This window comes from Methanogenium sp. S4BF, from assembly GCF_029633965.1.
Lineage (GTDB): Archaea > Halobacteriota > Methanomicrobia > Methanomicrobiales > Methanomicrobiaceae > Methanogenium.
Window position 1 is genome coordinate 1683152 of sequence record NZ_CP091277.1, and the last position, 12009, is coordinate 1695160.

Genomic DNA, 12009 nt, shown 5'->3' on the forward strand with positions numbered 1-12009 from the left:
ATGGATTTAACATGAGAGATGATATATCTTTGATTGACACCCCCATGAACTGTTCAAAATGCCGCCGGGAGGCGATCATATACCAGCGGTACTCAGGAATGCACCTCTGCCGCGAGCACTTCACCGAGAGCGTCGAGTCCCGGGTGAAACGCGAGATACGCAAACACCGGTGGGTGGAGCACGGCGATACGATAGGCGTTGCCCTTTCGGGCGGGAAGGATTCCACATCTCTCCTGCATTTTCTCATCAAAACGTTTGGCCATCGCCCGGACATCACCATCCATGCGATCACAATCGATGAGGGCATCGCCGGCTATCGTGACCTCTCTGAGATGAAAGCAATTGTCGAACGCTACGGGGTGCCCTGGCATACCGCTTCCTTTGCTGAGGAGTATGGCATCACCCTGGACGGCATTGTGGAAGGCCAGGGGGACGACCGGCGCTCCTGCTCATTCTGCGGGGTGCTGCGCCGCCGGGTGATGAACCGCATTGCACGTGAGGCCGGGTGCACGAAAATTGCATTCGGATTTAATCTCGACGACGAGGCACAGTCCGTGATGATGAACGTCCTCCGGGGAGACACCGAACGCCTGACCATGCCGCAGCGGGAGAATCCGGGGATGATACCGCGGATACGCCCCTTTGCCGCCATCCCTGAGCGTGAGGTCGCACTCTACGCCCATCTGCATGTCGGGCCTCTTGCAGACCACGGGTGCCCGTATGCCCACAATGCCCTCCGCGGGGATGTGCGCAGGCTCTTAAACGAGTATAACTGGCTGCACCCGGCCACCAAATACGCGGTACGGGGCCTGGGAGAAGACCTGCAGGGACTGGGCGCCGGCCCTGCCGCACCGCCGGAGATCTGCCCAAGATGCGGCGAACCGGCATTCGGAAACTGCCGGACCTGTGCAGTCCTCGATGAGGTGAGACGGGGCGAAGGGCGATGAAACCCCATAAGAGTCTGAAACGGATCATCCAGGGTGTGGCGCCGCCCAAGCGTCTGCGCCTCTATGTCACTGCTCTTGCGGCCCAGATCATCATCTATGCCCTCCTCATCTACCTTTTAATCCCCATACTGGAAGGGTATACCCTCACCCCGATAGAATCACTCTACTTTGTGGTCATGACCATCTCGACCGTGGGCTATGGCCTCACGTTCCCGATGGAGAGTGACATCACCCATGTGCTCGTCATCATCATCATCATCGCCGGGGTGACCACGGTCCTCTTCATCATCCCCGCCCTGCTCTCCCCGTATCTCGAACGGGCCTTCCGCACAGGGCCTCCCCGCCGGACTTCAATCCGTCCGGACGGCCACACCGTTGTGGCGGGCTTCAATGAGGTCACGCGATCACTGCTTCAAATGCTCCCGATTGCTGAAAATGACATCATCCTCGTTGAGGAGAGTGAAGAACGTGCAAAGAAGGCACTCGGGATGAAAGGGGATGCACCGCAGGTCATATGGGGCAAATACAATGACGAGGAGACCTGGAAGAATGCCTGGATCTCAAAGGCGGACTACGTCATCATCAATGAAGAAGAGCACACTGCGGCAAAGATCATCCTCGGGATTACACGTATGACCGATGCGAAGATCATCACCATTGTAGAAGACATCTCCAAGGACCGCTTTCTCCGCTACGCCGGGTCTGAATATATCCTCTCCCCGAAAAGCGTTGCCGGAAAGAGCCTTGCCCGCTATGCCGTCCCCGGCCCCTTCTTCGAGACCATCTATGATGAAAACCCGTACTGCACCCTCCAGTCCACGGAGGGACCCGAAAACGGCGGGGAAAAACGGAAGATATTCATGCTTCCCGTCCTCGAAGGATTCCGCTTCGTGGGGCACACGGTGGGTGATATTAACCGGAATGACGAACACCCGATTGAGATCGTCTCATACTGGAAGGGACACGACTTCATCATGTACCCGGATGAAATGGCGATCATCGACAAGTCGATGATCCTCTTTGTCCACGGGGCGGAGGCGGATGTCCATGCCACGCTCGATGAGAGCCTCACCCCCGGGACGACCGATGCCTATGCGGTTATTGTCGGATTCGGCCGGATCGGGAGGACCGTGTATACGGAACTGGAGGAGATCGGCATCCATGCCACGGTCATCGATCCGGTGGCAGACGAGGTGCCCGGGATCCACGGCAGCGGGGAGTCAGAGGCTGACCTCATTGCAGCGGGCATCACCCATGCCTCGGTATGCATTATCGCAACCTCGGATGACGACGTGAACATCTTCAGCACCCTGATGGCACGGACGCTCAACCAGAAGATGCGGGTGCTCTCGGTTGCCACCGAGCCGGAATCGGTGGAGAAGCTCTACCGGGCGGGTGCTGACTATGTCGTCGATCTCCCGACCCACGGGGCGATTCTCGCAGCAAACATCGTCCTTGCCGACCTCATCCACCTCATTCTTGACCTGCCGGGCATCCAGGGGCAGAAGATTGCAGCCAAGCATATTATGAATAAACTCCCCATTACGGTAGAGGGTATTGAGGCACGGACGGGCGTGCAGGTCATCGGGTTTCGCGGGCGCCATAAATATGTGATACACCCGGAGAAAAACCGGATTTTAATGGAAGGTGACGAAGTGATCGTTATCGGCACCCGGGACCAGCTGCAGGCATTCATCCGCGCAACATCACCAGGAGATAACTGAAATGAAACAAACATGTGAAACAGGCTGTGAATGCGAACGAATTGAACAGATGATACGCCACACGCTCTGGTCCTCCGGGGCCAAAGGATTTGTCGTGGGCATCAGCGGCGGAGTGGACTCGGCCCTCGCCGCAGCACTCTGTGCACGGGCGGTGGGCGGAGAACGGGTGGTGGGCATCGCCCTTCCGTCCCCGGTCACCCCTGAAGCCGACCTGAAAGACGGTGCCGACCTCTGCGCCGCGTTTGACATCCCCTTCAAAACGATATCCATTGAACCGATGCTCAATGCCTTTGCCGGCATGGAAGAGTTTGAGAAGACCCCGTATCTGAACGGCAACCTGATGGCCCGCATCCGCATGACGACACTCTATTACCATGCAAACCGTCTGCATCATCTCGTCTGCGGGACCTCCAACCGGTCTGAATACATGCTTGGCTACTGCACCAAATACGGCGACAATGCGGCCGACATCCAGCCGATTCTGCACTGCTACAAGACGAGGGTCTTTGCACTCGCCGAAGAGGTCGGCGTGCCGGCACCCATCATCGAGAAAGCCCCCTCCGCAGGACTCTGGCCGGGCCAGAGTGATGAGGCGGATATCGGGTTTACCTATGCAGAGATTGACCGTGCACTCGCCTCTCTTGAGGCGAACAACTGGACGGCGTCAAATGCACAGGAAGAGCTTATCCTCGGGAAAGTGCAGGCATCCATGCACAAACGCATGGGCCCGCCAAACCTGATGGATATCTCATAATCATCTATTTTAACGTACGAAACAATGCCGCGTAGTTCCCGGGATCGTTCAGGTAGCCAAGGGCGTCCCCGCCGATAAGATCGTATATCTCCCTGCCGTGGACGATGCCCGCCTCAGGGAATTCCGGGGCATCCCGTATGGTAAGGGGACCCGCACCAGGATATCGTGGATTCTTTATCCACCCGTCAGTGCAGTGGTAGTATGCCGCCCCCCGGTGTTCTTCATACGCTGCATATTCACTTGAAAACTCTTCGGATACCAGATTTACCATGCAGAGTTCAGTATCTGCCGGATTGATGGTGACATGCCCGTATCCCGGCGGAACGAGGACGGCATCGCCGGGCCCTGCCCGTACGACAATCACATCTGCTGCATCCCGTGTCTGAAGCAGGTATTCAGCCCTGCCGGAGAGCACCTGATAGAGTTCGGGATAGCCGGTGCCGTCCGGTGCTGCCGGGTGATAATGGCCCTTGGTCTTAGCAAATTCCCCGCATACGCTCATCGGGGGAATGACCGTATAATCAAACCGTATCCTGTTGGCGGTCAGCCAGTCCCGGTCCTCTGCCGTGCGGGCAAGGTTCCGGTACATAAAATAGAGGGGGCCGGATGCACTGCACCCTGCCTCGGCAAGGACCGGACGCATCTGGCCTATTGTTCGTATCTGCGGTTCGGGCAGATCGATGTCCCGGTACAGTTCCATTATTGTTGTTTCTGTTTCCGCTGTTGATATAGATAGTACCCGGCACCAAGGATTACGAAGAGCAGCACCGTGATGAAAATGGGGTTCGTGAAGATGGTTCCAAGGCCGCTTCTGCTCTGGATGGTCACTTCAGCCTTCATCGGGTCTGAGATGACACTGTTTTTCAGGGAGTCCTTGTACCGGACCTCAGTGTCCAGTCCATAGGTCTTGATGGTGGCATCATCAGAGACGCTGACCTGATAATAGGCTGTTGCCGTTTCACCGGGTGCCAGGTCCCCGAGGTATGCAGTGTCGTCATTGCTCGTGAACGGGTCAACGGCACTGATACGGGAGGTGGCATCATAGGCAGTGGCACCGCCGGTGTTTTTGTAAACCACTTCAATCGTGCCCTTCTCTGCCGGATACATCGTAAATGCCTCAGAGACTACCTCGAAAGTTATCTCCTCTCCGACCGGGACACCGATGGTCACCAGCTTTGAGGTGACTTTGTCGCCTTCACTGTTCTCATAGGTGACAGCGAGATTCATCGGATAGGATGAGCCGGAGGCATCCTTTGATGCGGCTACCTTGAAGTGCGCTGTTACTGTTTCGCCGGGGGCGAACTCACCGATAAAGAAACTGCCGTCGGTCGGGGTGACCGGGCTTCCGGAGACCGGTGAGAGAACGAGTGTCGCCTGCTGTCCCGTGTCCTGTCCGCTGTTTTTTACGGAAACGGTCAGATAGCCTTCCGTGCCGGCATTGAGTTCAACGACATCTGCCGAGAGTACGGTGGCCTGCACATCCGGTTTGATGACGACTTCAAGGGAGAGGGTATCTGTTTTAGTCCGGTATTCATACTTCAGTGCGTCATTGCTGAACTCATTTGCCTGATAGAGGTATGTGTATTCCAGGGTGACCGGCAAAACGTAGGTTCCTGCTGGCGCACCATCGTTGATTCTGACCTCAAATGGCGCCTGCACGCGTGCACCGCCTTTAATGTCGCCCACCAGCTGTGCATCAGTCTTGACGGAGACCGGGGCATTCCCCTCGCCGAGGGTGACAACCACGTTCTTTGCGGTGTTCGGCCGGTCTTCACGGGCCACATTTGCCGGATTCTGTGAGGAGAAGTCAATGGTCCCGATGTTCTCCACCTTCACCGGGATCGTTACCATGGTATCAGGATAGTATTCATTGCTGCCCTCGATACTGACACGCAGATCCGGTGGTCCGGAGATCACTTTCTCTGCTGCCATCACCGGTGCGCAGAGGCACACAATGAGGACAATTCCTATGATTGCAGTACGTGAAAAATTCATAATATCACTGTTGTTGTATTTGTAACAACATTTATCTGCATTCTCATTATATATTCCTATGCCAATGGCTAAGACTGCCCCCAGCACCTCAATGATACAGGAACACCTGAAATCCCTCGGCCTGACAAAATATGAGAGCCTCGTCTATATCGCACTCCTTCAGGTCGACGGCGCGACAGCAACCGAAATACACGAGATTTCCGGAGTGCCGCGGGCATCCGTCTATCCCGTTCTTGACAAACTCAGCAAAAAACAGCTGGTCAATATCTCAACCACCTCCCCGAAACGCTTTGCAGCCACCCCCCCGGATGAAGCCATAGACGGCCTTATCGCGCACATCACACAGGACTCTGCTGAAGTCAAAAAGGAGCTTTCTGCCATCTATGATGAGCGTGTCAGCATGAACCATGCAGAACGGCAGGAGATGATCTGGAGCATCCACGGCGCAGAGAATATCGGCAGCCGGGCGGTTGACCTGATACGGTCTGCAGAATCAGAAGTGGCCATATTAAGCGGCAACACCATCCTGACGGCGCCCATCCAGGAGGCGATCAGCGCTCTTGGCCCGGAGGTAACAGTGGAGATTGCCACCGCAGGCGGCCGGGAAAGGCATGACATCCCCCCGAATGCACGGGAACTGGTAATAGGAATGGTCCCGCATCCCGAGAGTTTTCCGGGGGAGAAGAAGCCGCCCTGCATCATCATCGTCGACCACCGGCGGGTGATGGCATTTGTGCATGATGATGCCAATGTCCTCAGCGCACTCTATTCAGAGTCACCGGCGTTTTTCAGTCTCTTTGCCGGGTACTGGAGTTTTGTCAAAGGGCATGTATCCACCCCCTGAGAACGAAAAGCTATTGAGTCCGGTATGAAACCGGAAAGTTTGTTGTATCCAACATCCAACAATCTCCTTTAATGATTCCCCGAAGAGCCCAAGACGTTGTTCGATGGATATTCAAAGCTGCATCCTACGAGGTGGATGACGGCGATGGGGCAATAGACCTCTCTGCGTTCCGCGGTGACGAGTGTGTTGTGATCCTCTGTTCTGAAGATGCTACTGAAATACAGGAGTTTGACCGCCTGAAATATCGGGTCACCCTTGAATCAGGCCCGGTGCTCTGTACAAAACTCCTGATCTCGTTCGCACTGCCGGTGCAGGTGCAGTCCTGCACCGTCTGGGGGGAGAAGGAGCTCACCGAAACCATTGCCCGTGCCGCGGGCTCTTATATCCGGGGGGAGACCGCAAGCCTGCCCCTCTCTCCATCTGCCGGCTCCACCGCACCCCGTGGAGCGGTGCAGACATATGCGGAACCCGAACCTGAACCCGGCCCCGAAATACCGCACCTGCCGGTGGCGATCACTGCCTCACGGGCACAGGCCATCTGCGGAGTGAAGGGCACCGCTACCCTGCGGTTCATCCCCTACTGGTCATACCGGGCGGAGAGTCACGGGGAGAAGATCTACAAGAGCCATATCATCAGTTTTGAGCGTGAGGAGAACGGTGTTGTGAGTGCGGTGAACGGCCTGAAAGGAGACTTCACCGCAGAGATCACCGAGACAAAGGCAGTGCCCGGCGATGCGGACATCCTGCCGCCCAAACTGACCAAAAACGACATCAGAGAACGGGTGCTCACAGCCCTCGTCGAAGAGCTCTCCCAGACCGTACGCATCAGCCAGACCGAGGGAGACACTATCTTCTATGAAGACCGGGATTTCTCCCCTGACCCGCAGAATATCAATATCTCTTCTGAGATCGTGTATGTGCCGGTCTGGCAGATTCGCGGCAACCGGATCGCTGAGGTGAACGCGTTCACCGGGGATCTCCTTGAGATGCCCATGGACGACGGAGTAGAGGTTCTCTGAACAGAGAAGAGAGGAGGGGAAAGCATGGGAGTGGCAGTCATCGGCGGAGGGCCTGCGGGACGGATTGCAGCGATGCGCCTTGCCGCACACGGAAAAGAGGTCATCCTCTTTGACAAACGGCCGGAGGGGCTGGGCGGCCAGTGCCTCCACGAGGGCTGCATGGTCATCTGTGCCCAGAATGATGCGGCCCGCGCCTGTGAGGAGACACGGACACTGCACCGGTTCGGGATCACCGACACCGCACCCCGGATTGACTATGCCTGCCTGCAGGAGAAGATGGCAGGCATTCAGGAGACAATAGCAGGCGTTCTTGACACCGAAACCAGGGAGGCAGGCGTCACCGTCGTCTGTGAAGACGCCCGCGTGGAGGGAAAACGGGTCTATGCAGGCGGCAAAGAGTATGCAGCGGAGGCAGTCCTGATTGCCACCGGATCGGTTCCCCGCATCCCTGCCATTCCGGGAACCGGCCTTTCAGAGGTGTATACCGCCCATTCCCTCTCCCGCCTCAGGCGTTCCCCCCGGCGGATGGTCATCATCGGCAGCGGCGTTATCGCGGTCGAGTATGCATACATCTTCCATGCCGCAGGGGCAGAAGTGGAGATCGTGGCACGAAGCACCCTTCTCCGGGGATTTCCCGGCCCGCTGGTGAAAGGTGCCAAAAAGGACCTTGAAGGGGTCCGGATCCACGAGGAGACGGAGACTATTGCCATTGAAGGCACCGGCGCAGGTGCCGCCACCGGTGTCCGGGTCAGGACCGGAGGGAGCGAAGAGCTAATTCCCTGCGACACCGTGCTGATTGCAGCAGGGCTTATTCCCCGGACAGACGGGATTTCCGGCATCGCGCTCGGACCGAACGGAGAAATCCGGGTGAACGAACGGATGGAGACGAGTGTTCCCGGCGTGTATGCGGCGGGCGATGTAACAGGCCCCCCGTATCTCACCCCCGTGGCACGGCGGGAAGGCCGCACTGCAGCAGACGCCATTCTCGGGCTGCCCCTGAAGCCCGCACCCGCCTGTATTCCGCAGTCAATCAGGCTGCGCCATGAACATTCCATCGCTCTTCACCCGGATGCGGATGAAAAGGGCATCATAATCCCCTCTCCGGCAGGACCGGGATCATTCTGGCTTGTCCCCGAGCGCAATACCGGCCGGTCCCTTCTGATGACAGACACCACAACCGGGAGGATGACCGGATTTTATGAAGCGGCACCACAGTCATCGTCTGCCGCAGGCTACCTGGCATACCTGATAAACAGGGAGTTCAGTGTGGATGAGATGGACATGTTTACCGAAGTGCACCCCTCGACGGAAGGAGTGGCATGGCTGATGCGATATTGTGCAGAACAGCGGGAAGACAGATAATTTTCCAAAAAAAAAAAAGAATTATTAGTCCTCTTTTACGATCCAGTCGTAGAAGAATACAGCAACAAGTGCTCCGATGATGGGGCCGACAATATAGATGGGGAATGCTCCCATCACATCAGGTCCGCCCAGGAGAAGATCACCCATCGCAGGACCGAAACTGCGGGCAGGGTTCAGGGAAGAACCGGTCACCCCACCAATGGTGGTGATGATACCTGCGACCGTAAGGCCGATGATCAGACCGGCAAATCCCGGGGGTGCTTTTTCATCGACCGCCACCCCCATGATGACCATCATCAGGACAAAGGTGCCGATGACTTCTGCAAGAACCGCCATCCCGAACGTAATACCCGGTGCGGGTGCGGTCGCTCCAAGCCCGCCAATGGTGACAGCATCCATCCCTACCGAGAGGTAGAAGAAGATACTCCCCAGAAGCCCACCCACCAGCTGCGCAACGATATATGACACCGTATCAGTGACAGGGAACCTTCTGGAGGCAAAGAGGGCAATCGTCACCGCCGGATTAATGTGAGCGCCCGATACCCGGCCAAGACCATAGATAACAGCAGCTATCACAATACCGAAGGCAAGACCAATAGCCAGCCAGTCCCCGAGCCCCCCCAGTGAACCGATTGTCAGAGACTGGAGCGGACCCGACTCCCGTGCGGCAGTCGTCAGGGTGATCACTGCTGCCCCACAGCCGAAGTAGACCAGCAGCATGGTACCGACCAGTTCAGCCACTGAACGTTTCATGAGGGAGGCCATTTCACCCATCTCCTTTCAATGCAAGAGAACACTCGGGGCAGAGGATACGCGGGAGACGCTGTTTTATCTTTTTTGCCGGGAACGGATACCCGCCTTCCCAGACATCATTCTCCTCACGGATTGCATGATCCATGCAGAGCCCCATCCCGCAGACGATACATACGGCTACAGCATCGGTATCCCTGCCCTCTTTTGCGCATACATAGCACTTCATTTCACATACCACCCCGTCCGGTCAGACGTCTTCCCGGACAGCGGGCGTGAGGGGGAGCCCCCTCACACCGCCTCACGGTACTCACAGTACTGGTGCCTGAAGTCGACGAGTGAGGCCGAGGCGCAGTTCTTGCATGCACGGACCGGTGCTGCCGGCGTCGCCTTGTCGAGGGCGATGACATTGGTCATCATCGTCGCGGTGACCGGTTCGGATGTGAGCAGGCACGGGTAATCAGCAAGGCTCATCATTGCAGCAAACCGGACCGTGATGGCACAGGCCGGATAGACATACCGCTGCGGATTGTTGATCACATCATGGGCCATGAGCGGCCCGAGGTCAATGGGGAGGCCGCTCACATTCGGTTTCAGGTCAGCCCCGGTCCCTGCCTTCATCTTGCGTGCCCGGTCAATGATACCCCAGCCACGGTGGACCATGTCCATGAAGTCGCAGTTGTGCAGTTCGGCTGCAGCACCGCGTGTCGGGTAGAGCTGGACATAGTTGTGGAACCGGCGGGTCAGGAATTCAACGACAGACGGCCCGTTGAACCCGTCCATTTCAAGCAGGCACTCCGCTGCGGCGGCACCACTGCCGGTGGCAAGAGCGAGCACCTGACCGGGGTTCTTGAACTTTGGAATCGCGGCACGCAGGGAAGAGTCCACCACCTGGGTCACGCCTTCGATGATGCCCATCACCATGTCATCCTTGCACATGTTGAACGTGGACTGTGCGATATGGTGAGCGATGTCACCCACACAGTAGGCAGGAATTGTTACGATATTGGCATAGTGCACGCCATCGTCAACCGCTGCTTTTACGACGGGCTCCATCTTTTTGCGGTATTCCGCCATGTACTTCCGTGGATCAAACGAGTCCATGCCAAGGCTGTCCATCAGTTTGGCCTGTGCCTCGACCGGGTTTTCGTAAATACCCTTTAGCATGGCAATCTCCTTATCAACGGCCGCAGCAAGGGTGTCACCGCCTTCAACAGACTGTGCAAAGACCTCCCCCACCCCATATGAGGTGTTCATACCCCAGGATTTGGCTGCAAGGAGCGTCTTTTTGTGATCTGCAGGGATGTCGGTCTTTTTGAGGATCTGGTTCACTACATTGCTGGTGGAACCGGGAATCATCGCAAAGTCAACCACACAGGTCGGCCCGTAGAATCCGGCATATCTGCGGGCGGATTCAAGGCCGATCATCGCATTCATATCGCCAATCTTTGCAATGAACGTCTCCACACTCTTGCGGAATTTTTCGTCATGATCACAGAGGATTTCAAGCATCACCGGTGTCTGGTAGTGCTCGACAAAGGGGTCATCCTCAGGCTTTACGTAGTTTGTGAGTCCCGTCAGGGTATCGTAGTGGGCATTCACCGACTTCACGTGCAGGTCAATAACGGCCTTCGACTGACCTTCGCCCACCGTCATCTTGTTCACTGCATCGACGTACGCCTTTCCGTCCGTCACATGGAATTCCTTTCCTCTCTTCTCTTTCAGAACATTGACGTCGGCCCACTGGGCGCCCATGGCCTCGTCAACCATCTTTTCATATATGTTTTTCACTTCCATCACCTTCTCAAGGTCGTTCGACCACACGACTCCCTATGACTCAACCTCAAATATAAACCTATGCCAGAACACGGCGCGCGCAGGGCAGAATATATATTAAATAAACCCCATATTCCCGAGTGACATAAAGAATAGATTTAAATCAGGCAATTTGGCAGTTTTCAGGCACAATTCGTCGATTCATGCAGAAATGTGCGGTTTTTACAGCAAAATATATATTCAGCCATTCAACCGGGCATCTATCCATCGGTGCACCACAGCCTTCAGATACTCTGCATCCTGTGGAGCAGACACCTCGGATTTAAGATAATCCTCCAGTTCATCAAGGAGGGGATGAATCACGCATTCAAGCATTTCCTGAGGACTTATTCCGGATTTATCGCGTGCATAATGATGGAGAAGCTCCTTCATATGATCCATCTCTCCGGTCAGAAGCAGGATCGCTTCAAGGTCCATACCCGTATTCTCACCGGTTGCCATACACATACCCCCGAAAAGCGGATCTAAAAGCGATATTTACCTCTAAAAGCAGCATAACAGAGAATAATCTCAATTTCAATATCAAATAACTACCGCAAGACGCTAATGCATATCAGAATTGCCTAGCGTACCAACGAAATGTTAAACTACTTTGAAGAGCAACAAAGAGGATGGCAGAGTCATGTCCAGATGACGCAGGGAAGAGGTATGATTATTGTCCCATCGGTGTCGATGATCCATCCAAACACATATAAGGACAACATTCAGTAATTTCCGGCCGGACGCCAAACCCCCCCCAACATGGCGGACGGCTGTATAGAACGTTGTTCACCTCTTC

12 protein-coding genes are annotated in these 12009 nt (G+C 55.9%); 6 read left to right on the top strand and 6 right to left on the bottom strand.

The window, feature by feature from the left end:
• The first annotated feature begins 11 nt into the window (after window positions 1-11).
• The 3 genes from L1S32_RS08110 to L1S32_RS08120 are packed head-to-tail and all read left to right on the top strand — an operon-like array spanning window position 12 to window position 3425.
• The gene (locus L1S32_RS08110) at window positions 12-947 is read left to right on the top strand and encodes an ATP-binding protein (protein WP_278154518.1); all 936 of its coding nucleotides are present in this window, start codon (window positions 12-14) and stop codon (window positions 945-947) included.
• Window positions 944-2671 (top strand): NAD-binding protein, encoded by a 1728-nt coding sequence (locus tag L1S32_RS08115; protein ID WP_278154519.1) that lies wholly within the window; start codon window positions 944-946, stop codon window positions 2669-2671. The genes L1S32_RS08110 and L1S32_RS08115 overlap by 4 nt, the downstream gene beginning before the upstream one ends.
• A 1-nt stretch (window position 2672) precedes the next feature.
• Window positions 2673-3425 carry an NAD+ synthase gene (locus tag L1S32_RS08120; protein ID WP_278154520.1) on the top strand — a complete coding sequence of 251 codons (753 nt, stop codon included), beginning with the start codon at window positions 2673-2675 and terminating at the stop codon, window positions 3423-3425.
• Between the two features lie 4 nt (window positions 3426-3429).
• Here L1S32_RS08120 and L1S32_RS08125 read toward each other — a convergent pair whose 3' ends face one another.
• Entirely contained in the window at window positions 3430-4125 is a 696-nt protein-coding gene (locus tag L1S32_RS08125; protein WP_278154521.1) for a glucose-6-phosphate isomerase family protein, read from the bottom strand.
• Entirely contained in the window at window positions 4125-5420 is a 1296-nt protein-coding gene (locus tag L1S32_RS08130) for an S-layer protein (protein WP_278154522.1), read from the bottom strand. The genes L1S32_RS08125 and L1S32_RS08130 overlap by 1 nt, the downstream gene beginning before the upstream one ends.
• Window positions 5421-5484: 64 nt before the next feature.
• Between L1S32_RS08130 and L1S32_RS08135 the strand changes: the two genes are divergently transcribed.
• The 3 genes from L1S32_RS08135 (at window position 5485) to L1S32_RS08145 (ending at window position 8645) form a co-directional block, all read left to right on the top strand.
• Window positions 5485-6264 (top strand): helix-turn-helix domain-containing protein, encoded by a 780-nt coding sequence (locus tag L1S32_RS08135; protein ID WP_278154523.1) that lies wholly within the window; start codon window positions 5485-5487, stop codon window positions 6262-6264.
• Window positions 6265-6335: 71 nt separating this feature from the next.
• Window positions 6336-7283, top strand: a complete 948-nt coding sequence (locus L1S32_RS08140; RefSeq protein ID WP_278154524.1) for a hypothetical protein — start codon at window positions 6336-6338, stop codon at window positions 7281-7283.
• A gap of 24 nt (window positions 7284-7307) precedes the next feature.
• Window positions 7308-8645: an NAD(P)/FAD-dependent oxidoreductase gene (locus L1S32_RS08145; protein ID WP_278154525.1), complete on the top strand. Its 1338-nt coding sequence runs from the start codon at window positions 7308-7310 to the stop codon at window positions 8643-8645.
• Window positions 8646-8669: 24 nt separating this feature from the next.
• Here L1S32_RS08145 and L1S32_RS08150 read toward each other — a convergent pair whose 3' ends face one another.
• From L1S32_RS08150 to L1S32_RS08165, 4 genes are all read right to left on the bottom strand, one after another.
• Complete coding sequence (locus tag L1S32_RS08150; RefSeq protein ID WP_278154526.1) at window positions 8670-9410, bottom strand: MIP/aquaporin family protein; 741 nt, start codon at window positions 9408-9410, stop codon at window positions 8670-8672.
• Between the two features lies 1 nt (window position 9411).
• Window positions 9412-9624, bottom strand: coding sequence for a DUF2180 family protein (locus tag L1S32_RS08155; protein ID WP_278154527.1), 213 nt, complete (start codon window positions 9622-9624; stop codon window positions 9412-9414).
• 62 nt (window positions 9625-9686) lie between these two features.
• Window positions 9687-11192, bottom strand: coding sequence for a DUF2193 domain-containing protein (locus tag L1S32_RS08160; protein ID WP_278157074.1), 1506 nt, complete (start codon window positions 11190-11192; stop codon window positions 9687-9689).
• 219 nt (window positions 11193-11411) lie between these two features.
• Window positions 11412-11672, bottom strand: coding sequence for a hypothetical protein (locus L1S32_RS08165; protein ID WP_278154528.1), 261 nt, complete (start codon window positions 11670-11672; stop codon window positions 11412-11414).
• Window positions 11673-12009 lie beyond the last annotated feature (337 nt).

Bases quoted from the DNA above. Each gene is read 5' to 3' on its own strand.
- L1S32_RS08155 (WP_278154527.1), bottom strand. From the start codon at position 9,624: ATGAAGTGCTATGTATGCGCAAAAGAGGGCAGGGATACCGATGCTGTA.
- L1S32_RS08115 (WP_278154519.1), top strand. From the start codon at position 944: ATGAAACCCCATAAGAGTCTGAAACGGATCATCCAGGGTGTGGCGCCG.
- L1S32_RS08110 (WP_278154518.1), top strand. From the start codon at position 12: ATGAGAGATGATATATCTTTGATTGACACCCCCATGAACTGTTCAAAA.
- L1S32_RS08145 (WP_278154525.1), top strand. From the start codon at position 7,308: ATGGGAGTGGCAGTCATCGGCGGAGGGCCTGCGGGACGGATTGCAGCG.
- L1S32_RS08165 (WP_278154528.1), bottom strand. From the start codon at position 11,672: ATGGCAACCGGTGAGAATACGGGTATGGACCTTGAAGCGATCCTGCTT.
- L1S32_RS08160 (WP_278157074.1), bottom strand. From the start codon at position 11,192: ATGGAAGTGAAAAACATATATGAAAAGATGGTTGACGAGGCCATGGGC.
- L1S32_RS08135 (WP_278154523.1), top strand. From the start codon at position 5,485: ATGGCTAAGACTGCCCCCAGCACCTCAATGATACAGGAACACCTGAAA.
- L1S32_RS08125 (WP_278154521.1), bottom strand. From the start codon at position 4,125: ATGGAACTGTACCGGGACATCGATCTGCCCGAACCGCAGATACGAACA.
- L1S32_RS08140 (WP_278154524.1), top strand. From the start codon at position 6,336: ATGATTCCCCGAAGAGCCCAAGACGTTGTTCGATGGATATTCAAAGCT.
- L1S32_RS08130 (WP_278154522.1), bottom strand. From the start codon at position 5,420: ATGAATTTTTCACGTACTGCAATCATAGGAATTGTCCTCATTGTGTGC.
- L1S32_RS08150 (WP_278154526.1), bottom strand. From the start codon at position 9,410: ATGGCCTCCCTCATGAAACGTTCAGTGGCTGAACTGGTCGGTACCATG.
- L1S32_RS08120 (WP_278154520.1), top strand. From the start codon at position 2,673: ATGAAACAAACATGTGAAACAGGCTGTGAATGCGAACGAATTGAACAG.